This window comes from Gemmatimonas sp., from assembly GCF_027531815.1.
In the GTDB taxonomy this organism is placed as follows: Bacteria; Gemmatimonadota; Gemmatimonadetes; order Gemmatimonadales; family Gemmatimonadaceae; genus Gemmatimonas.
Map to the genome: position 1 here is coordinate 151,738 of NZ_JAPZSK010000005.1, position 19,396 is coordinate 171,133.

General features: G+C 67.1%; 21 protein-coding genes and 2 tRNA genes. 8 read left to right on the plus strand and 15 right to left on the minus strand.

Annotated elements, in window-relative coordinates:
- Positions 1-7: 7 nt before the first annotated feature.
- Entirely contained in the window at positions 8-442 is a 435-nt protein-coding gene (locus tag O9271_RS06875; RefSeq protein WP_298267555.1) for a hypothetical protein, read from the plus strand.
- Here O9271_RS06875 and O9271_RS06880 read toward each other — a convergent pair whose 3' ends face one another.
- On the minus strand, positions 443-697 hold the full coding sequence (locus O9271_RS06880) for a hypothetical protein (RefSeq protein ID WP_298267557.1): 255 nt from the start codon (positions 695-697) through the stop codon (positions 443-445).
- A complete protein-coding gene (locus O9271_RS06885; RefSeq protein WP_298267559.1) occupies positions 697-1,002 on the minus strand; it encodes a hypothetical protein in 306 nt (101 codons plus the stop codon). The genes O9271_RS06880 and O9271_RS06885 overlap by 1 nt, the downstream gene beginning before the upstream one ends.
- Between O9271_RS06885 and O9271_RS06890 the strand changes: the two genes are divergently transcribed.
- The gene (locus tag O9271_RS06890; RefSeq protein ID WP_298267561.1) at positions 989-1,150 is read left to right on the plus strand and encodes a hypothetical protein; all 162 of its coding nucleotides are present in this window, start codon (positions 989-991) and stop codon (positions 1,148-1,150) included. The genes O9271_RS06885 and O9271_RS06890 overlap by 14 nt on opposite strands.
- On the opposite strand, the gene O9271_RS06895 is transcribed toward O9271_RS06890, so the two are convergent.
- From O9271_RS06895 to O9271_RS06910, 4 genes are read right to left on the minus strand one after another with little or no spacing between them, the layout of a single operon-like run.
- Positions 1,147-1,800 carry a HupE/UreJ family protein gene (locus O9271_RS06895; protein ID WP_343213878.1) on the minus strand — a complete coding sequence of 218 codons (654 nt, stop codon included), beginning with the start codon at positions 1,798-1,800 and terminating at the stop codon, positions 1,147-1,149. The two genes, O9271_RS06890 and O9271_RS06895, sit on opposite strands and share 4 nt — an antisense overlap.
- 47 nt (positions 1,801-1,847) lie before the next feature.
- The gene (locus O9271_RS06900) at positions 1,848-4,943 is read right to left on the minus strand and encodes an efflux RND transporter permease subunit (RefSeq protein WP_298267566.1); all 3,096 of its coding nucleotides are present in this window, start codon (positions 4,941-4,943) and stop codon (positions 1,848-1,850) included.
- Between the two features lie 7 nt (positions 4,944-4,950).
- A complete protein-coding gene (locus tag O9271_RS06905; protein WP_298267568.1) occupies positions 4,951-6,453 on the minus strand; it encodes an efflux RND transporter periplasmic adaptor subunit in 1,503 nt (500 codons plus the stop codon).
- Entirely contained in the window at positions 6,450-7,772 is a 1,323-nt protein-coding gene (locus O9271_RS06910; RefSeq protein WP_298267570.1) for a TolC family protein, read from the minus strand. The genes O9271_RS06905 and O9271_RS06910 overlap by 4 nt, the downstream gene beginning before the upstream one ends.
- Positions 7,773-8,178: 406 nt before the next feature.
- Here O9271_RS06910 and O9271_RS06915 point away from each other — a divergent pair, with 406 nt between their 5' ends.
- The 3 genes from O9271_RS06915 to O9271_RS06920 all read left to right on the plus strand — a co-directional run bounded on the left by O9271_RS06915 (position 8,179) and on the right by O9271_RS06920 (position 9,224).
- Complete coding sequence (locus O9271_RS06915) at positions 8,179-8,571, plus strand: hypothetical protein (RefSeq protein ID WP_298267572.1); 393 nt, start codon at positions 8,179-8,181, stop codon at positions 8,569-8,571.
- A gap of 244 nt (positions 8,572-8,815) precedes the next feature.
- Positions 8,816-8,977, plus strand: coding sequence for a DUF4160 domain-containing protein (locus O9271_RS18445; protein WP_343213875.1), 162 nt, complete (start codon positions 8,816-8,818; stop codon positions 8,975-8,977).
- On the plus strand, positions 8,949-9,224 hold the full coding sequence (locus tag O9271_RS06920; protein WP_298267574.1) for a DUF2442 domain-containing protein: 276 nt from the start codon (positions 8,949-8,951) through the stop codon (positions 9,222-9,224). The genes O9271_RS18445 and O9271_RS06920 overlap by 29 nt, the downstream gene beginning before the upstream one ends.
- 294 nt (positions 9,225-9,518) lie before the next feature.
- Here the strand turns inward: O9271_RS06920 and O9271_RS06925 are convergent, their stop codons facing one another.
- The 7 genes from O9271_RS06925 to O9271_RS06955 all read right to left on the minus strand — a co-directional run bounded on the left by O9271_RS06925 (position 9,519) and on the right by O9271_RS06955 (position 14,077).
- The gene (locus O9271_RS06925) at positions 9,519-9,830 is read right to left on the minus strand and encodes a hypothetical protein (protein ID WP_298267576.1); all 312 of its coding nucleotides are present in this window, start codon (positions 9,828-9,830) and stop codon (positions 9,519-9,521) included.
- On the minus strand, positions 9,760-10,176 hold the full coding sequence (locus O9271_RS06930) for a hypothetical protein (protein WP_298267578.1): 417 nt from the start codon (positions 10,174-10,176) through the stop codon (positions 9,760-9,762). The genes O9271_RS06925 and O9271_RS06930 overlap by 71 nt, the downstream gene beginning before the upstream one ends.
- Positions 10,173-10,679, minus strand: a complete 507-nt coding sequence (locus O9271_RS06935; RefSeq protein ID WP_298267579.1) for a hypothetical protein — start codon at positions 10,677-10,679, stop codon at positions 10,173-10,175. The genes O9271_RS06930 and O9271_RS06935 overlap by 4 nt, the downstream gene beginning before the upstream one ends.
- A gap of 164 nt (positions 10,680-10,843) precedes the next feature.
- Positions 10,844-10,916, minus strand: a tRNA-Gln gene (locus tag O9271_RS06940).
- Positions 10,917-10,990: 74 nt separating this feature from the next.
- Positions 10,991-11,554 carry a Uma2 family endonuclease gene (locus O9271_RS06945; protein ID WP_298267582.1) on the minus strand — a complete coding sequence of 188 codons (564 nt, stop codon included), beginning with the start codon at positions 11,552-11,554 and terminating at the stop codon, positions 10,991-10,993.
- A gap of 112 nt (positions 11,555-11,666) precedes the next feature.
- Positions 11,667-12,242: a Uma2 family endonuclease gene (locus O9271_RS06950; RefSeq protein ID WP_298267585.1), complete on the minus strand. Its 576-nt coding sequence runs from the start codon at positions 12,240-12,242 to the stop codon at positions 11,667-11,669.
- Between the two features lie 128 nt (positions 12,243-12,370).
- Entirely contained in the window at positions 12,371-14,077 is a 1,707-nt protein-coding gene (locus O9271_RS06955) for a glutamine--tRNA ligase/YqeY domain fusion protein (RefSeq protein ID WP_298267587.1), read from the minus strand.
- Between the two features lie 164 nt (positions 14,078-14,241).
- On the opposite strand from O9271_RS06955, the gene O9271_RS06960 reads away from it, so the two are divergent.
- A complete protein-coding gene (locus O9271_RS06960; RefSeq protein WP_298267589.1) occupies positions 14,242-15,534 on the plus strand; it encodes a hypothetical protein in 1,293 nt (430 codons plus the stop codon).
- 502 nt (positions 15,535-16,036) lie between these two features.
- Here O9271_RS06960 and O9271_RS06965 read toward each other — a convergent pair.
- Positions 16,037-16,109, minus strand: a tRNA-Ala gene (locus tag O9271_RS06965).
- A gap of 117 nt (positions 16,110-16,226) precedes the next feature.
- On the opposite strand from O9271_RS06965, the gene O9271_RS06970 reads away from it, so the two are divergent.
- Both O9271_RS06970 and O9271_RS06975 read left to right on the plus strand, forming a co-directional pair.
- Entirely contained in the window at positions 16,227-17,783 is a 1,557-nt protein-coding gene (locus O9271_RS06970) for a deoxyribodipyrimidine photo-lyase (RefSeq protein ID WP_298267591.1), read from the plus strand.
- 39 nt (positions 17,784-17,822) lie between these two features.
- Entirely contained in the window at positions 17,823-18,806 is a 984-nt protein-coding gene (locus tag O9271_RS06975) for a threonine/serine dehydratase (RefSeq protein WP_298267593.1), read from the plus strand.
- Between the two features lie 111 nt (positions 18,807-18,917).
- On the opposite strand, the gene O9271_RS06980 is transcribed toward O9271_RS06975, so the two are convergent.
- Entirely contained in the window at positions 18,918-19,277 is a 360-nt protein-coding gene (locus tag O9271_RS06980) for a KGG domain-containing protein (RefSeq protein ID WP_298267596.1), read from the minus strand.
- Between the last annotated feature and the right edge of the window lie 119 nt (positions 19,278-19,396).

The window sequence follows — 19,396 nt, forward strand, 5'->3', positions numbered from 1 at the left end:
TCGGGGCATGCCCCGGTTACGTTCATTCCGCATAGTGCTCCTGGCGCTCATTACAGCGCCACTCACCGCCGCCCGCCCCGTACCGCATGATGTGTGGATCGGCACCGCCATCGCCGTAAACGGCAGTGCCATGCGCGGCGACCTCGAGATGTTCGCCGGCAAGGCGGCCAACACGACGTTCGTGGAGCTGGCGCAGCGCAACGACGCCCCGGGCGCCGTGCGCACCTGGCGGGTGCGACACGGCACGTGCGCGAAGCCCGGGACGGCGTTCGGCGACGCCGCCGCCTACCCCGTCATTCGAATCGGCGGGGACGGTAAGGGGGTCGGCACGGTAACGCTGCGGCTCGCCCTCCCCGACACTGGTGGATTTCATGTAGCCGTGGCCGCATCACCACGCGACTCGCGTCGCGTGGCGTGCGGCGATCTCGTGCTCGAGGACTAACTACTTCGACCGTGTCGCCGCAGCGGCCATCGAGTCTGCTCGCGCGTCCTCGATGGCCTCCTTGGCGAGTTCCTGCTTCAGACGGCCCATCTGCGTGAGCCCGATGCGACGGCCGATGCCGGTGGGATCGATCCCGTACTCCGCCGGCAACACCACCATCACCGCGATCGCAACAGCGAGGATCGCGGCCACGACGGACGCACGACGAAGCACCGCCGGCGACGGACCTTCGGGCACTGAGGACGGAGTGGTCATCACATCTTCTTCAGTGCGGAGAACTGACCGGACGCCTTCACTGTCACGGTGACCGGCTTCTCCGCGGTATTGCGAAACGCCCATCCGTGCACCCCGTCGAATACGGCCTCGATGGCGCCCTTCTCGGCGCGCGACGAGCCCCGCTTGTAGATGTGCGCCTTCACACTCGGATCGGCTGGCACTTCACCGTGCAGATTGAAGCCCACCTCGGCACCGTTCGTGGCCCACTCGAAGGCGGCCTTCTGCCCCTTCTTCATGACGAGCTTCACCTCCACGCGCTTGGCCGGCTCGATGGTCACCGTCATGGAGTCGCGCCTCACCTGCACCGCCGCGGTCCTGCTCACCTCGATCATCGGGGGCGTCGACGGCGGCGCGCAGGTGGCCGTGGTAGTGGCGAGTGACGCGGAAACGACGAGCAACTGGGAGAGAAATGCGAACACGGCGAGTCCCTAGGTTTGGGTGGTGAAGTAGCCCGTGAGCTGATAGCCCACAAGCAGAAGACCGGCCACCAGCAACAGCATGTTGGCCGCGAAACCGCCGCGAAGGAATGACGGCGAGCGACGCCAATAACTCATCGCAATGAGCACGAGCGAGAGCGCAAGCAACTGCCCGACTTCGACACCCACGTTGAACGCGAGCAGGTTCTGCACGAGCCCCTCGGGATCCATCTCGAAGTCAAGCAGCTTGGTGGCCAGGCCAAACCCGTGGAACAGGCCGAACACCAGCGTTGCGGCGCGAGGATTCGGCTGCACGCCGAACCACCTCTGAAACGCGCCGACGTTGTCGAGCGCCTTGTACGCCACGGAAAAGCCGATGATCGCGTCGATCAGAAAGGGACTGGCGCTGATCTTTGTGAGCACCCCAAGGATGAGCGTACTCGAATGGCCCACCGCGAAGAGCGTGACGTACGTGGCGATGTCGCGCACGCGATACAGGTAGAAGATCACCCCGCACAAGAACAGGATGTGATCGTATCCGGTGACCATGTGCTTGGCGCCCAGATAGAGGAAGGGCACCAGACGCACGCCAAAGGTTTCCTGGATGTAGCCCTTGTCGCCCACCGAGACGCCGTGCGCCAGCAGCACACTCGGCAACGCCCCCATCAGTGCGAGCGCCAGGAATGGCGCCCATGGCCTCGGCCATCGTGAGATCACGCGACCACCTCCGCCGCCCGTACCTCACGCGAACCGTAGAGCCAGTACAGCGCGGGGAGCACGATCATGTTGAGCACCGTTGCAGACAGCAGCCCGCCCAGAATCACGATGGCCATGGGGGTCTGCAGTTCGTTGCCCGGCTCCCCCCCGCCGAACGCCAGCGGAATGAGCGCGAGCCCCGCCGTGAGCGCCGTCATGAGAATCGGCGAAAGCCGCTCGAGTGACCCGCGCGTGATCGCTTCCGCGAACGGCACCCCCTCCGCGAGCAACTGCTGGTAGTGGGCCACGAGCAGGATGCCGTTGCGCGTGGCGATCCCGAAGAGCGTGACGAAGCCGACGAGTGAGGCAATGCTTACCACACGTCCTGTGAGCATCACCGCGACCACCCCCCCGATGAGGGCGAGCGGCAGGTTGGCCATGACCAGGCTGGCGGTGCGCGCCGAGCCGAACTCACCGAAGAGCAGCAGGAAGATGGCGGCAACGGAGAGCAGCGACAGCACCGCCAGCGTACGCGTCGCTTCGGCCTGTGCCTCGAACTGGCCACCGTACTCCACGAAGTATCCGGGTGGCAGCGTGACCTTCTCACGCACGGCACGCTCGATGTCGGCAACGGTGCTCCCCAGGTCACGTCCCGCCACGTTCGCCTGTACAACGATCTTCCGCTGCACATTCTCGCGCGAAATGGTGTTGGGACCGCGATCCACGGTCACCGCCGCGAGCTGCGACAGCGGAACGTGCTGGCCGGTGGGCGTATCGAACGATACGGCAGCAATGGCCTCGGCATTGAGGCGGTACGCTTCCGGATAACGTACCACGAGGTCCACACTGCGTCCTTCCTCGAGCACCTGCGACACCGTCTCCCCGTTGAGCGCCACATCGATGGCCTCGGCAAGCTGCCCCACACTCATGCCGTAGCGCCCGAGTGCCGCACGGTCGGCCCTGATGCGGAGCTGCGGTACGTCCGACTGCTGTTCGAGCTGCAGATCGGCCACCCCGGGCACGCCCGCCATCACGTCGCGAATCTGGGTACCAGTCTGCCGCAGCTGATGGAGATCGGTTCCGAACAGCTTCACCGCGATATTGGCGCGCGTGCCGGACAACATATGGTCGATACGGTGGCCGATGGGTTGACCGATGGTGACGTTCGTGCCAGGGATGGCCGTGAACTCATTGCGCAGCTCCTCGAACAGCCGCTCCTTGTCGGCGTCATCGCGGAGCGTCACGTCGATCTCGGCGGCATTGACGCCCTGCGCATGCTCATCGAGTTCGGCGCGCCCCTGCCGACGGTCCGTGTTGATGACCGCCGGTTTCGTCCTGAGGATCTGCTCCACCCGCAGTCCGATGGCGTTTGACTCATCGAGCGAGGTCCCGGGCACCGTCACGACCGACACGGTGAGCGCGCCTTCGTTGAACTCCGGCAGAAACGCCGATCCCAGCATGGGTATCGCCCCGATGCTCAACGCGAATGCGAGAACGGCCCCGGCGAGCACGCGCTTCGGGTGCGACAGCACGGCTGACAGCACGTTGGCGTAACGCCCCTTGAGCCACGTCACCACGCCGCTCTCCTCCTCACGCTGCACTGCCTTCGAGTTGGGGAGCAGATACGCACACAGCACCGGTGTGACCGTCACCGCCACCAGAAGCGAGGCAAGAATGGACACCACGTAGGCGAAGCCCAGGGGACGCAGCAGACGCCCTTCGACCCCGCCGAGGAAGAAGAGCGGGAGGAACACCACGATGATGATGAGTGTGGCATTCACGATGCTCGCCCGAATCTCTTTCGACGCGTCGTACACCACACGCAGCGCCGAACGCTGCTCGGCCGGCGGCCGGTGGTGGTTCTCCCTGAGGCGGCGGAAGACGTTCTCCACATCGATGATCGCGTCGTCCACCAGCGCGCCAATGGCGATGGCCATGCCACCCAGGGTCATGGTATTGATGCTGATACCCAGCAGCTTCATGGCGAAGATGGCCACCACGAGCGACAGCGGGATGGCGATGACGGAGATGGCCGTCGCGCGGAGATTCCAGAGGAACAGGAAGAGCACGATCACCACGAGCACCGCTCCGTCACGGAGCGCCTTGAGCACATTGTCCACGGCCACGCGAATGAAGCTCGCCTGCCGAAAGAGCTCCGTGTGCACCTTCATGCCGACGGGCAGCGTTGGCTGAAGTGCGGCGAGTTCGCGCTCGATGCGCGCGGTGAGCTCGAGCGTATTGGCGCCCGGCTGTTTCTGCACGGCCAGTACCACCCCCGGCTCTGCGTTCACACTACCGTCACCGAATCTGGGGGCCGTGCCCACCGTGACGTCGGCCACCTGTCCCAGCGTAATCGGCGTCCCGCCGCGCACCGCCACCACCGTACTGGCAATGTCGGCTACCGACTGTACCCGCCCAATACCGCGGATCACGTACTCCTGACCACGGTCCATGTACACGCCGCCGGACGCGTTGGCGTTCGAGCCGCGCGCCGCCCGTACCACCTGCTCGAGCGACACACCTGCCTGCATCATGCGCGCCGGATCGGCGAGCACCTGGTACTGCTTCACGGCGCCGCCAATGGGAATCACCTGCGCGACTCCCGGCACCGCGAGCAGGCGACGGCGAATGGTCCAATCGGCCAGCGTGCGCAGTTCCGTGGGCGACTGGGTCCCCGTGAGGCCGATCATCAGGATCTCCCCCATCACGCTCGACACGGGGGCGAGCACCGGCGCCGAGATGCCTACGGGCAGTGCCGCCGCGACGGTCTGCAACTTCTCGGCGACAATCTGACGGGCGCGGAAGATGTCGGTGCCCCAGTCGAACTCCACCCACACGACGGAGATGCCTTGGGCCGTGGAAGACCGCACGCGACGCACACCGGTGGCGCCATTCACCGAGGTCTCGATGGGGAAGGACACGAGCGCCTCCACCTCCTCGGGGGCCATGCCGTGGGCTTCGGTGAGTACCGTCACCGTCGGGGCCGTGAGGTCGGGGAACACGTCCACCGGCATGCGCCAGGCGGTCCACGCCCCCCCCAACAGCAGCACCACCGATGTCGCCAGCACGATGACACGGTTGGCCAGCGCCCATCCGATCAAGCGATTCAGCATGCGCGCCTCAATGCTCGTGACCGTGCGCGGGCACGGCCGTGGACAGCGACGCGAGGCGTACCTGGTATGCGGCTCCGGTCACCACGCGCTCGCCGGCGCGGATGCCGCTCCGCACCAGGACACGTCCGCCTTCGCTCGGCCCCAGCGTGAGCGCGCGCTTCTCGAACCGCTCGCCTTCGACCTGCACGTACGCGATGGGGCGCCCGTCTTCGTCGAGGACTGCCGTGCTGGGCACGAGCACGCCGGCCTCCCGCTGTCCGGTGCGCACCGATACGCGCGCGGCCGCACCGACCTTGAGCGTGCCATCGGCATTGCTCACCTCGAGCAGCAGCGGTACGGAACGCGTCACACTGTCGATCATGCTGCCCAGGGCGATCACGCGACGCGCCGCGTAAACCTGCTCCGATCCTTCCACCCGGAACTCCACGCCCGACGTACGGGATACGCTTGCCGCCTGGGCGGCCGGCACGTTGACCCGCAGCCACACCACGGAGGGATCGACGATGGTGAACAGCAGGGCGCCGGCATCCACGCGACTGCCGGGAGTGACACGTCGGTCGGCGATGACGCCGGACACGGGCGCGCGCACTGCCACGCGCCCACCGGCGGCCAGTTCGCCGCCACCGTAGCCGGCCAACGCTTCACGCGCTGCGGCAAGACGGATCTCAGCCTCGTGTACCCGGCGTTGGGGCACCGCCTCTACGGCATACAGCCGCACGGCGCGTGCGTGCTCGTCTTCGGCCTCGCGCAGCCGTGCACGGGCCTCGGCGTAGGCCGCACTCCCGGCCTCCCCAATGGAGGGCGCAAGCAGCGCCAGCGTCTGCCCGCGTGCCACGCGCACGCCAGGCGCGAGACCATTCGCGACACTCGACGCGTCGATGAACCCGGCGATCGGGGCGCTCACGTGCGCAAAGTGCCCCGCCGCCGGCTCGATGCGTCCAGGTGCGTCGAACGTGCCGGCGAGGGCACCGTCCGTGGCGAACGCACTGCGATAGCCGGGCGTCTTCCACGCCTGCTCCTTGAGGAACGAAATGCCACTCTCGCCGCCGCCGGAGTCACGCGGTGCGGTCGCCGCGTTGGCAAACACCGTAAGTCCCGGCACAAAGAGACTATCGAGGGCCTGCGGACTTTCCACGCGGATGACGAGGTCGTAGACGCCAGCCTTCGTAAATGTTGGGCTCGGCCCGTAGATGCCGGGTGAGCGCGGCGCGTCCTGCACCACGACCAGCGGCGTACCGCCACCGCGCGGGATGAACGTGAGGGTGATGCGACCTGAACGCAGCGGTGCGAAGTCCGTGAGATCGGTAAGGTGCACGGCGAACTTGTCCGGCGCGCCCACGATCAGCGCGGGATGCTCCATGAACAATTCCGTGCTGTCGGTCCACTGCGTGATCGCGCCACCCGCTGGCTCATCGGTCGCTGGCTCCGTGGAGGCGTTGTCAGGAGTCGATCCACTGCACGCGGCCGCACCGATCACGGCGAATGTCAGGAGAAGAGAACGGCCGGTCATCGGGACGATTCGGTGAGGGGAAAGAGCGAAAGTCCGACCGCGCGCGCGAGTTCGACGCGGCGCAGCGCGATGCTGGTGGTAAGAGTGAGCAGCGTTACTTCGGTCTCCTGCCAGGCACGCACCGCCTCGAGCCACTCCGTGAGCGTGATCTCGCCTTCGGCGAACGCTGCCTGCACCGCGCGCAACGCGAGGCGCGACTCATCGCCGACGAACGGCTGCAGCAGTGCGCGCTCCGCTTCGGCACCGCGCACGGCGTTCAGCGCCTCGAGCACTTCGCGCGCCACTCGGCGTTTCGCCCCCTCGACTTCGGCGTCACTCTGGCGTGCGGTCGCACGTGCCGCCGCTGTCGATGCCGCGCGTCGGTCGAGTAGTGGCAGCGGCAGTGAGAAGCCGGCCACGAAGCCGGCGAGCGACACGCCACGTGCATTGATGCCCGATTGGATCTGCTCCCCCTTGTAGCCGGCCGATAGTGCGGGCATGGGCACGCGCTCGCGTGAGGCGAGCCGTGCGTCCGCGAGCGCCGCCTGCGCTTCACGCTGCGCCGTGCGCACATCCGCGCGCTCCGCATGCGCCCGCGCGACGAGCGAGTCGCCCGACACGTCGGATGCCATGACCGCGACCATGGACTCACTAACAACGGTTGAAAGCAGTGCCGAGAAGGCGGTGCCGGACGAATCGCCGGCCGACACTGCTGGCACCGTGATGCGTTCGGCGGGGAGTCCCGTGAGCAGGGCGAGCCGTTCGCGCGCCGCACGCGCCAGGGCAGCGGCCTCGGCACGACGCGCCGCGTAGCGCCCGGCCTCCAGTCGCAGCCGACGACCCACATACATGGCCGCGTCCCCTGCCCGCACCCGTTCGTCGCTCACGCGCTGGGCTTCGCTGGTGGTACGAAACGCCGCGTCGGCGAGGGAGGCCCGCTGCGTGGCGGTCATCGCCTCGACGTACGCCTGCACGACGTCTCCCTCCAGCGCCTGCACTGCCGTGGCCACGCGCGCCTCTGCGGCTTCGCGTCGGAACCGCGCCGCCGCAATGCGCGCAGAGCGCTGCCCCGCCACGTCGAGCGGCCACTCGACCTGCGCGATGTCCTGTGCGTTGGACTGCCCGGGCCGCGACGTTTGCTCACGGCCGTACGCGAGGCTGGGATTCGGCAAGGCGGCCGCCTGCCGTTCACGAGCAGACGCCGCAGCCGCAGCCTCTTTGGCGGCGCGAACCGCGGGATCGATCCTGAGGGCAGCCGCGTAGGCCTCCCTCAGCAACAGGAGCTCCGGACGTGCCCCACTGGGGAGGCCGTCCTGCGCTGAGACGGGAGGCGCGCTCACGCCCACAAGGAGCAGCGCACCGACAAGAAGCTGTCGGCGTTGAAAGAACGACGAGACCACGGGAGCGATGGGCTGACGTTCCCGAGGGGATCCCGACGCTGGCCTTGTGCTCGCGTCGTCTCCCACGGGGACGGTCACGCGGGGCGTGACCGACTACGCGTCACACGACTGAGCGCATGGCGCGCGTCGCGGGACGGTGGAGTCAGCGAACCGGAGGAGCTCGGAGAGCGGGGGGAGGCCCCGTGTCGGGCGCGGGGCGCGCGAGGGTCACGATATCCCAGCGGGACACGGGAGAGCGCTCGTGCGTCGCCTGGGCAAGCATTGGCGGGGCCACCGTGGCGGTGACCGGTACCTCGAATACGCTGCGCACGTCTGGCTTGCCCGTCGCCCCCAGCTCCACCCGCTCATGGTCGTGCCGATGCCCGTGGTGCTGGTCACGCAGGGTCGCACCGTGCTCATCGTGCGAGGGGGCCGACGCGTGCTCGTGTCCGTGGACGGGCTCGTGCTCGTGCTCGTGCTCGTGGTGGTGGTCGTGGTCGTGCGTGGCCCTTCTGCCATGGTCATCCCCTGCATGCTCCTCGGCGCCATGTGCGTGCGCGACTCCATGCGCGACGGCAAGTACGGGCGACGTGAGGCTGGCGACCAGCGCGAGGATGAGGACGGTCCAACGGGACCAGAAAGTTCGGGGCACGCGGGGAATGTACCACCAAAGCCCGGCGATGAACGCCCAGACACGGTGGGAAAAACCTTGCGCCCGTGGGCCCCCGGAGAACCACCAACGCCGCCATCACGGAAGTGACGGCGGCGCTTGCGATTGCCCGTCCTGTGGTCGAACCAGGAACCTGCTGATCCACAGTCGATCCGAGGGACGTCGGCGAGGCGCGACATGAGTGGTCTGCGGCCCCCAGTTGAGTAGTCCCTCGGCGACCGTCCCTCCGCCTCAGAGCTGCGGGTATACTCTCAGTATATCGCCGACCGTCCTGCGCGAGGGCCCCTTCCGCCTGTTCTTCTTTTCGCGTGAGGAACCCCGAGTGTACGTTCGTGTGTCCCATCCGGATGGCGAAGCAAAATTCTGGCTGACGCCGGATGTGGCACTCGCTGACGCGGTCGGTCTCACCGCTCGGCAACTCGCTGAGGCACAGGACATTGTCGAACGTCACACAGGGGAGATCCGTGATGCCTGGATTCGCCAGTTCGGCGCCTGAGGTCACAAACATCTCCCGGCACGGCTTCTGGCTGCTGCTGGGTGACGAAGAGCTGCTCGTGCGCTTCGAGGACTTCCCGTGGTTCCGACATGCGACCATTGATGCGCTTACGCGCGTCGAATGGCCGAGTCCGGATCACCTGTACTGGCCGCTTCTCGACGTGGACCTCTCCGTCCGCTCAGTCCGACGGCCAGCGGATTTCCCTCTGGTATCGAGGGCAACGGCCGGCCCCGCGGCGGGTACGTAACTCGGGAGTCTCTGACATTATGGAACTGGGAATCCCCTCCAGTCTTCCCCAGAACACAAACGCCGCCCTCACTCGTAAGTTACGGCGGCGCTTGCGATTGCCCCTCCTGGGATCGAACCAGGATCCTTCTGTTCTCGAGTCGCTCCGGGAAGGCGGACGAGAATACCGAGCTGCGATTTCTACCAAGTCGCTTGTCGATTCGGGCTGATCGGCGCTCAGCGCGAACGGATTTCTGACTGCAGCGCGCGCGAAGGAGCGCGCCACGCATCGACTGTTCGCCGTTGCCAACGAGGTTTACGGGACAAGCCTCGAGATCCTCTCACGAATTCCCACGAGCACGTTCGGCAGCCGCTGCGCATCCGGGAATGTCCCTTCGAGTACGTCGTCGAACCACGGTGCCGCCTGCAGCATTCTCACGGAGTCGGCGACAAACGTGCGTACGTCTGGCGACTGCCTATCCAACTCATCGGCGAGTTCGGGGCGACCGGCGATCAGCATGAGCAGATCTTCGAGGTCGTGACTGCCGAAGGGATCGTCAGCGCCACGGCCGAGGTACGCCTCCCACTTCGTTGCGAGCAGCGCCACAGGATGCGCGGCGCGGATCATGATACCACCGGTTGCTGAACCCAAGGATATCCCCGTCGAGCGGCATGGCGTCGAGCACCAGACCATCGTCCGTACGATAGCGGCAGACCGGTGCGCGCGGTGATTGGTCCAACCGGAACCCGCGTTCATGCAGCCGCACGCCGAACGCGTTATAGGCGCTGCGCGTACGGCACCCGACGACGACATCGACATCGTCCGTTGGACGCATGCGATGCAGGCCACGGTCGGAGATGAAGAACGGGATCATCAGGCCACCAACGAATACGACCTCGTCGAGAAGGTCCCCGAGTGCGATGGCGGCGCGCCGGACCTGCTGCGTGTTGGGATGATCGAGGTGAACGATCATGCCGCCTCAGCGAGCCGTTGCCGAAGATGTTCACGGGCCCGCTGTCTTTCGCGCGCGCGCCCGGCGCGCAGTGCGTCTACCAAGGCGAGCAGCTCGTACAGCGCCGGATTGGTCGTCGCGGTGTGCACGGCTCCCGCATACAAGGGCTCGATCGATTCACCGCGAACGAGCCCCTCTGCTGACGGCCAGACATAGGCGTTAGCGGCGGTAAAGTCGGCGGCCAGCGGTGGCGCGGCGTGCGCGGTGGGCACACCACGCACCTCGGCCCCGGGAGTCGCCGCATACGCGTACGGGACACCGCCGATCAGGAACTCGAGGAGCGCCTCCGTCTTCACGACACGTGAGCCCGCGCGAAGCAGCCGTGCGGCCTGCAGGCGCCGCACGGCGTTGTGCGCCTCCCCGTGTGAGATGCCCACGGCCGCCGCCAACTCCCGGTAGGGTACGTCGGGTGTGAGCGACAGCTGGAGGGCGACGGCCACATCAGCGGGCTTGAGCGGCACCATTGGCTCCGTGTCCAGTGTTCATGAACGCTGGACACGCCAGCGCACGGTGTCAACGGGCACCCAGGAGGAGATTTGCATTCAGGTCGGTCGTGAACGAGGAATCCCGTCCGACTGGCGGAAAAACACAAACGCCGCCGTCACGTAAGTGACTGCGGCGTTTGCGATTGCCCCTCCTGGGATCGAACCAGGAACCTTCTGATCCAGAGTCAGACGCTCTGCCAGTTGAGCTAAGGGGCAGCTGGCTTTCCCGGCCCGGTGGACCGGTAAGGCGTCAAATATACGCCGCCCGGCACCGGATGGTAGTGCCCCCGTCAGTCCGGGCCGAGTACCCGCCCGAAGAAGCCGGGAAGGTCGATGGACAGGGGCGTCGTCAGCCCCTCCGGGACCCACAGGAACTCCTCGGCCCAGACCTCCGGGCGGTCGGCACCCGGAAGCCAGCGCTCCAGAAGCTGGGCATCCAGGTCTACGATCCAATACTCCACCGCTTTCCGCTGGTACAGCGCCCGCTTGACCAGACGGTCGTGCCGAGCGGTCGCTGGTGACAACACCTCGACCACGAGTATCGGATCGATGTCTACCGCGTCAGCGGCCGGCCTGCCGTTCACAAACGGAATGACGAAGACATCCGGCTGAACCGAAGTACGCCCTTCGACGAACAGGTCGGCCGGCGATGCCAACACTTCGCCAACGCCACACGAGACTACGAAGTCACCGAGAAGTCGAAGCAGGTGAACCACCGCACGCTGGTGCGAACGCCGAGGGGACGGGCTCACGAGCAGTTCGCCGTCGACCACCTCATATCGGCGAGAAGGGTCCTGCTCCTGAAGCGCGTGCGCTTCCTCGACCGACCACAGGCGCGGCGACGTTGCGGACATGCCCGTAGTGTGCTCTCCGTTCGGCGGGTTTCGCAACTCGGCGGGATCGTGCCCCACGATGGCACACGGGTGACGAACTCCCGTTACCCGTTTCACGCGAGTCGGATGATGGCTACGCCCCCGCGTCGCGCACGGGCCCGAGTACCTGCCGCATGAATGCCGCCACCTCGAGTACGAACGGCGACCGGGCGCCAGGAGGAGACCACACGAGCTGCTCGCCACACACCTCCGGTCGCTCCGCATCGACTGTCCACCGTTCGATCAGCTCGGAATCGAGGTCCACCAGCCAGCACTCAATCCCCGCCTGCTGGTAGCGCGGCCGCTTGCGCAACCGATCGGCACGTGCCGTGGAGGGCGACAAGACCTCGATGGCCAGAAACGGCACCGGAGGACGGACATCGCCACGAACCACGTCGGGGCCGACCGGGGCGATCACCAGGATATCGGGCTGCACGAGGGTGAACGGATCGAGCACGACGTCATACGGCGACCACAAGACTTCGCCCAGACGCTCAGCCGTGACGTACCCGCTCAGCAGAACGCCACTGCGGGCGACCGCTCGCTGATGCACGAACCGCGGCGTGGGGCTCACCAGCAGTTCCCCGTCCACGGTCTCGTAGCGATTGCCGTCGTCCGGCAACGCCCACACGTCATCCACAGACCAGCGACGCTCGTTCGCGATCGGCATACCCATAGTCTGCTCTTTCCTCGGCGTTCTTCGCAACTCGGCGCACCCATGCACCAACATGCAACCGGGGTGACGGCACGCCGTCACCCCGATTACGCGAGTCGTATCACGCGAACGCCAAACGTGCGCTATGCCTTCTTCACTTCCTTCGCCCAGCTGTCGCGCAGCCCCACGATGCGGTTGAACACCCGCTTCTCCGGCGTGCTCCCCTCGGGCTCGGCGTAGAAATAGCCCACCCGCTCGAACTGATACCGCGACCCCAGCGGGTCATCGAGCACACCCGGCTCGGCCTTGGCGTGCTCGATGATCACCAGCGACTGCGGGTTGAGCGCACTCAGGAAATCCTGCCCCTCGGGTACGTCGTCCGGGTCGGGCTGCGCGAAGAGACGGTCGTAGAGGCGCACCTCCACGTCGGCCGCGTGCGGCGCACTCACCCAGTGAATGGTACCCTGCACCTTGCGCCCGTCGGGCGCGCTGCCGCTGCGGGTGGCGGGATCGTAGGTGCAGCGCAGCTCCACGATTTCGCCGGCGTCGTTCTTCACGACCTCCTGGCAGGTGATGAGATAGCCGAAGCGCAGGCGCACCTCACGACCCGGCGCCAGCCGATAGAACTTCTTCGGCGGGTCTTCCATGAAGTCGTCGCGGTCCACGTACAGCTCGCGCGAGAACGGAACGGTGCGACTGCCCGTCTTGGGTACGTCGTGCGGATAATCCTGCGCCTCGAGCTGCTCGACTTGCCCCTCGGGGTAGTTGGTGAGCACCACCTTGAGCGGGTTCAGCACGCACAATCGGCGCGGCACTTCCATGTTGAGATCGTTGCGCACCGCGTGCTCGAAGGTGGCGATCTCCACCCGCGCATCCTTGCGCGCCACGCCAATCACGTCGGCAAAGGCGCGAATGGCCTCGGGGCGCACACCACGACGGCGCAGCCCCGCGATCGTGGGCATGCGGGGATCGTCCCACCCGTTCACGTGCCCTTCGTTCACGAGACGCAGCAGCTTGCGCTTACTGAGCACCGTGTAGTCCAGCTCGAGCCGCGCGAATTCGATCTGCGTGGGCGGCTGCTCGAATCCCGCCTCCCGCACGAGCCAGTCGTAGATCTCGCGCGCATCCTTGAACTCGAGCGTACACAGCGAGCGCGTGATCCCCTCGATGGCGTCGCTCAACCCGTGCGCGAAGTCGTAGAGCGGGTAGATGCACCAGTCGTTGCCGCGCCGATAGTGGTGCGCATGACGAATGCGCAGCAGCAGCGGGTCGCGCATGATCATGTTGGGGTGCGCCATGTCGATCTTCGCGCGCAGCACCTTTGCCCCGTCGGGAAACTCACCGGCCTTCATGCGACGCAGCAGGTCGAGATTCTCTTGCACACTGCGATCACGCCACGGGCTGGGGGTGCCCGCACTCGTCACCGTGCCGCGGTTGGTGCGGATCTGCTCCTCGTTCTGGTCGTCCACATACGCCTTGCCGTTCTGCACGAGCATCTCGGCGATGTCGTACAGCTGCTCGAAGTAGTCGGACGCGTAGTAGAGCCCGTCCCACTGGAACCCCAGCCACTGCACGTCGCGCTGAATGGCCTCCACGTACTTGATGTCTTCCGTGGCCGGATTGGTGTCGTCGAAGCGCAGGTTGCAGGTGCCGCCGAACTCCTGGGCAATGCCGAAGTTGAGGCAGATGCTCTTGGCGTGCCCCATGTGCAGGAAGCCGTTGGGCTCCGGCGGGAAGCGGGTGGCGGGGGCACGACCAAAACGGCCGGTCGCAACATCGTCCGCCACCATTTCGCGGATGAAGTCACGGCGCGGAGCCGAGGAGTTGTCGGAGATCGGAGAATCGGACACGTATGTACGGGTAAGGAGGACCCGTCAATCTAATCCTCGCCGGTATACATCGGCGGTCTCCCTACTATCTGTTCTCCTGCTCCCTGCTCCCTGCACCCTGCACCCTGCACCCTGCCTCCTGCTCCCCGCCCCCCGCCTCCTGCCCACCACCCCGTCCGCCCCCCATGCCCCGCCGCGCCGCATCCGTCCTGCTCGTCACCGCCTTCACCCTGCCGCTGTTTGCCGGGTGCCGGGCGCCCGCGCTGGCGCACGACGGTGACGCACGCGGCGCGCAACGGCATTTCGACGGCCTGGTGGGGGCATTCGAGTCGCGCTTCACCAATGTGACACGGCAGCCCAAGGTGCAGCACGGGCGCATGCGCATCGCGCGCTATGCCTTCGCGCCGTCGAAGCTGGCCGAGGACACCGCGATCTGGACGGCCATGCGCACGACGCGTACGGGAGCCGACCGCGCCGCCGAGTGGCAGGGGAGTCTGGTGAACAACCAGTTCCGGTTCGTGGCGCGCCACGAAACACCGCTACCCACGCGGCTGGGAGAGCAGCGTCACCACATTGCGGTGACGCAACGTCGGGAGAACGACTGGATCTGGCACACCGTGGTGGAGCACCACGTGGGTACCATGCCGCCGCGCCGCCTGAACGAGGTGGCGCGCGCGTTTTTCGCGAGCGCCGAACGCCCCGGCAGCGCCATGCGCGTCGACTATCGCGACGCGTTTCCGCGCACCGTGGGGGCGCTCGGCCGACTGCTCACCATCGACAGCATCTTTGCCACCTCGCAGCTCGACGGCTCCACGCTGGTGGCCATGCAGATCCGCATCGACGCGCGCGACATCGCCCCCAGCTTTCCCAGCTTCGCGCGTTACCTGCAGAAGTACGTGGAGCCCGCACGCTACCGGTACCGGCTCAGCGATCGGCTTGGGGGCGACTACTTCGATGCGCAGACGGTGAACCGCGTGCTTACCATGCGCTTCCGCACGCGCAACGGCGCGCTGCAACCCATTGCGGGGGCGGCGCGCCCCATGCCCGACACCCTCGTGCTCACCGTGGACGCCATGGCCAAGCTGGGGCTCTTCTCGGTGGGGGTGTCGAATCTCGTGGGCGAGTTCGTGCACGTGGACACACCGCGCGAGCGTGCGTGGCAACTGCGCTTCACCCGCGAGCCCAAGTGGCACTTGCCGCTCATTGCCGAACGCCTGTTGAGCAGCGCCGTCCGCCACCCGTTCGAGGGGAACGGCGTCTACTTCAAGCTGGGGCTGCGCACCGGCCCCGCCGGCCAGACGATCAGCGAACGCATTGTGGATGTGGCGGTCAAGGAGAGCGCCATCATGCGCTGGCTGGGGAACCTGGGCTTTACCGCCATGAGCGACTTCGCCGGCAGCGTGGAGGAGGAGGAGAACCGGTTCCTGGTGGAACTGTTCCGGGCGATGCGGGGAGATATGGCCGCCCTCACTCGGTGACCGTCTGGATGGTCCGAATTTTCGGGATGGTTCGGATGGCCGGACGGTCCGGACGGTCGGATGATCGGATGTCGGACATCGGATGCATGCCGGATGTCGGAGGCCGGATACGGCGGTCGGATGTCCGAGGTCGGAGTGGATGCGTCCGGCATCCCCCCGACCTCCGGCGTCCGGGCAGGTAAATCCGACCTCCGATTTCCGACCGCCGTTTCGCGCCTCCGAATTCCGGCATTCGTCCGACCATCCGACCATCCGACCAATCCGACCTCGGACCACTCCGACTCCCCCACGTCGGAAAGCAAAGAACCCCGCACAGCTGAGCTGTCGGGGTTCAAAAACTGCCACGCGCGCCGTCATTGGAACTCTCCGTCCTACCGAACGGCGGCGGGCTTGTCTTGTATACACTGGACGATGCAGGGTGATCCAGCGTCACACAAGTGCCGGATCCGTCACGACCCGGTCTCCTTTCCGTAAATCAGAATGCTGGAAAGGTTCCGGCAAGTGGAGCTGAGGGGGCTCGAACCCCTGACCTCTGCAATGCGAATGCAGCGCTCTCCCAGCTGAGCTACAGCCCCAAGTGACCCGGACAACAAAGGCCCCGCTCCTGTGGCGCGGGGCCCATCGGGTAACGGAGGGGAAGGTAGCGCGTGGCAGGGGGAAGTCAAGCGGAACGGCACAAGCCGAGGCCGCTGGTGGCAACTCCCGGAGCGCTGGGGGCGTTCACCGGCACCATGAACCGCGCCCATCCTTCCTTGCCCTACGGGGCGAACGCTGCGGGCGCGCACGCCCTCGAGTCGGAGTACGTGCGCGACCAGCTGGTACCGCGCACCCTCGATGTGAACGGCAAGACGTATCACCCCGACGGGGAGTACGTGCTGTACTGGATGCAGTCCACGCACCGCCTCGATGAAAACTGGGCGCTGCGGGCGGCCATCCGCACCGCCAATCGCGTCCAGCGGCCGCTGGTCATTCATCAGGGACTCGACCCCACCTATCCGCACGCCAGCGACCGCCACCACACCTTCATCCTGCAGGGCGCGCGCGACACGGCGCGTCACGCGGAGCAGCTGGGGCTGTACTACCAGTTCGTGCTGCGGGCGCGGCGCGACGACGACCGCCGCGTGCTGGATCGGCTCGCGGCGCGTGCGTATGCCGTGATCACCGACCTCTACCCCACGGCTGGCGTGCGCGAACGCACCGAGCGCTTCGGCGAGCGGGTGAACTGCCGGGTGCTGGCCATCGACAGCGTGTGCACGGTACCCAGCGGCACCTTCACCAAACCGGAGTTTGCCGCACGCACCATTCGGCCCAAGATTGCGAAGCTGCTCGACCAGATGCTCGAACCGGTGGCGGAGGGGATGCCGCAGGTGCCCGTGAGCGAGTCGTTGCGGGCCTCGTTGCGCGACACGGTGGCCGCGGGAGGCGGGCTCACGGTGCTCCCGCTGGCCACCATGACCGACGACGACATCGCGCGCGCCGTGGCCGCGTGCGAGATCGACCACACGGTGGCCGCAGTCACGCAGCCGGGGGGCAGCGTAGCGGCGCAGGCGCGTTTTGCGCAGTTCCTGCAGCGCGGCCTCACGCACTACGACACCCAGCGCAACGAGGCCGGCAACAGCGAGGGCACCTCGCGGCTCTCGCCCTACCTGCACTACGGCCACATCGCGTCGGCGCGCGTGATTCGTGAGGCGCGCGCCGCCCGCGCCGAGGTGGGCGCGACCGCTGCTGACCTGGAGGCATTCGTGCAGCAGGTCACCACCTGGCGCGAGTTGAGCTACAACTGGTGCGTACGCACGCGCCACTTCGACCAGCTCACCGCGCTCCCCGACTGGGTGCAACGCACCATGGCGGAACATGCCAACGACCCGCGGCCGCAGCAGTACGACCTCGAGACGCTCGAGGGGGCACACAGCGGCGATCGCCTGTGGAACGCCGCGCAGCACGAACTCGTGACGCAGGGGATCATCCACAACTACCCGCGCATGCTGTGGGGCAAGACCATCCTGCTCTGGACCGAGAGCTACGAGCAGGCGCGCGCCTGGATGTTTCACCTCAACGACAAGTACGCGCTGGACGGGCGAGATCCCAACAGTGTGGGCGGCATCATGTGGTGCCTCGGACTCTGGGATCGCCCCTGGGGGAACAAGCCGGTGTGGGGCGGGCTGCGTCCCATGGTCACGCACCGTGCGAAGATGAAGTTCGATGTGGAGGGGTACATCGCCCGCGTGCAGGGGACACGGTTGCTGTAAGTGGACGCATCGCGTGGCGGGCACCGTTACAATTCCTGCATGCTCCCACTCGATCCGACCATCGTTCCCGCAGTCTCGGCGGTGCGCTCCGCCGCCGAACGGCTGCGCTCGTTTCTGCCACCCAGCCGGCTCGTGCGGCACGACGGGCTGTCACAGACGCTCGGCGTCGACGTCTGGTTCAAGCTCGAGCTGGAGAATCCCACCGGCTCGTTCAAGGTGCGTGGCGCGTACAACGTGCTGGCCGGCCTGTCGGCGGAGGAGCGCGCCAAGGGTGTGGTGGCCTCGAGCGCCGGCAACCACGGACTGGGCGTGGCGTATGCCGCGCACGCTTTCGGCACGCCGGCCATGCTGTACGTGCCGGTCAACGCGCCGCAGGTCAAGAAGGACGGCATCAGGGCGCTCGGCACCACGGTGAACGACGAGGCCGCCGATTACGACGTGGCCATGGTGATGGCCAAGGCGTACGCCGCGCGCGAAGGCATCCGCTTCATCAACCCGTGCCTGGGGCTCGACCTGCTCGCCGGGCAGGGCACGGTGGCACTCGAGCTGCTGGAGCAGCTGCCCGCCATGCAGACGGTGCTGATTTGCACCGGGGGTGGTGGCCTGCTGGGCGGCATGGGTGGCGTGCTGCGACAGCTCGCGCCGCACGTGCGCGTGATTGGCGTGCAGAGTGAGGAGACCGCCGCCATGACACGCAGTGTGCGCGCCGGACGGGTGGTGGACACCCCTGTCACCCCCACGCTGGCCGATGGGCTCGCGGGGCAGATCGATGACGAGGCCTTGCACATTGGTCAGGCGTGCGCCGACGATCTCCTGCTCGTGACCGAGGAGCAGTTGGGAGAAACGATCGCGTGGCTGCACCACACCACCGGCATGGCCGTCGAAGGGGCCGGTGCCGTCACCGTGGCCGCCCTCCGTCACGGGTACCTGACCGCGCCCGCCGGCCCGCTGGTGGCGGTGGTGAGCGGTCGCAACATCGACCCGTCCCGCCTCGAAGCACTCACCACGCGCTACCCGGGGTAGCCACTCGGCGGAGCTGCCCCCGGATGTACGACGGGCCGGGCCCACCGTGCGGTGACCCGGCCCTGTCTCGCGAGTGGAGGGAGCGCGAGGGTCATGCCCCGCGACGAGGCGTCAGCGCGCCGTCGACTCGTCGACGTGGGTGATGCTGGTGCGCGGACGGTCGGACGCCGGACGCGGCGCCCCGCCTTCTCGCGCCACCTGCAACGGCATTTCGCGATCTCCTGCCCGCGCGACGCGCGCCTGACGCGCCGCCGCACTGCGGGATTCGCCACCCTCACGGCCGATGGTTGCCATGTGGACCCGGTCGCGACTGACGGTCACGCCGCCCTTGCGCCCGGCCTTCCGCGCTTCGTCGGACGACCACTCGTGCGCCGTCCCCTTTTCGTGGGCCGCTCGCCCACCCTTGCTGGCGATCTCGCGCTGACGCGCGGGATCCATTGACGCAAACCCGCGTCGGCTCTTCCCGGTCATATGCCCCCCGGCCTCCGGAAGTGAATGTCAGTGGTGGAAGGGGGCCGCACCGGCCACCCCGAATCGGGCGCCGTCACACGGCCAGCACTCCCCCGTGAACACAGCCAGCCTGTACTGCA

Excerpts from the sequence above, each read along its gene's own strand:
- O9271_RS06875 (WP_298267555.1), top strand. The coding sequence starts at position 8 with ATGCCCCGGTTACGTTCATTCCGCATAGTGCTCCTGGCGCTCATTACA.
- O9271_RS06880 (WP_298267557.1), bottom strand. The coding sequence starts at position 697 with ATGACCACTCCGTCCTCAGTGCCCGAAGGTCCGTCGCCGGCGGTGCTT.
- O9271_RS06890 (WP_298267561.1), top strand. The coding sequence starts at position 989 with ATGGTCACCGTCATGGAGTCGCGCCTCACCTGCACCGCCGCGGTCCTG.
- O9271_RS06885 (WP_298267559.1), bottom strand. The coding sequence starts at position 1,002 with ATGACGGTGACCATCGAGCCGGCCAAGCGCGTGGAGGTGAAGCTCGTC.
- O9271_RS06895 (WP_343213878.1), bottom strand. The coding sequence starts at position 1,800 with ATGGGGGCGTTGCCGAGTGTGCTGCTGGCGCACGGCGTCTCGGTGGGC.
- O9271_RS06900 (WP_298267566.1), bottom strand. The coding sequence starts at position 4,943 with ATGCTGAATCGCTTGATCGGATGGGCGCTGGCCAACCGTGTCATCGTG.
- O9271_RS06905 (WP_298267568.1), bottom strand. The coding sequence starts at position 6,453 with ATGACCGGCCGTTCTCTTCTCCTGACATTCGCCGTGATCGGTGCGGCC.
- O9271_RS06915 (WP_298267572.1), top strand. The coding sequence starts at position 8,179 with ATGGTCGTGCCGATGCCCGTGGTGCTGGTCACGCAGGGTCGCACCGTG.
- O9271_RS06920 (WP_298267574.1), top strand. The coding sequence starts at position 8,949 with ATGCCTGGATTCGCCAGTTCGGCGCCTGAGGTCACAAACATCTCCCGG.
- O9271_RS06925 (WP_298267576.1), bottom strand. The coding sequence starts at position 9,830 with ATGATCCGCGCCGCGCATCCTGTGGCGCTGCTCGCAACGAAGTGGGAG.
- O9271_RS06930 (WP_298267578.1), bottom strand. The coding sequence starts at position 10,176 with ATGATCGTTCACCTCGATCATCCCAACACGCAGCAGGTCCGGCGCGCC.
- O9271_RS06935 (WP_298267579.1), bottom strand. The coding sequence starts at position 10,679 with ATGGTGCCGCTCAAGCCCGCTGATGTGGCCGTCGCCCTCCAGCTGTCG.
- O9271_RS06945 (WP_298267582.1), bottom strand. The coding sequence starts at position 11,554 with ATGTCCGCAACGTCGCCGCGCCTGTGGTCGGTCGAGGAAGCGCACGCG.
- O9271_RS06950 (WP_298267585.1), bottom strand. The coding sequence starts at position 12,242 with ATGCCGATCGCGAACGAGCGTCGCTGGTCTGTGGATGACGTGTGGGCG.
- O9271_RS06960 (WP_298267589.1), top strand. The coding sequence starts at position 14,242 with ATGCCCCGCCGCGCCGCATCCGTCCTGCTCGTCACCGCCTTCACCCTG.
- O9271_RS06975 (WP_298267593.1), top strand. The coding sequence starts at position 17,823 with ATGCTCCCACTCGATCCGACCATCGTTCCCGCAGTCTCGGCGGTGCGC.
- O9271_RS06980 (WP_298267596.1), bottom strand. The coding sequence starts at position 19,277 with ATGACCGGGAAGAGCCGACGCGGGTTTGCGTCAATGGATCCCGCGCGT.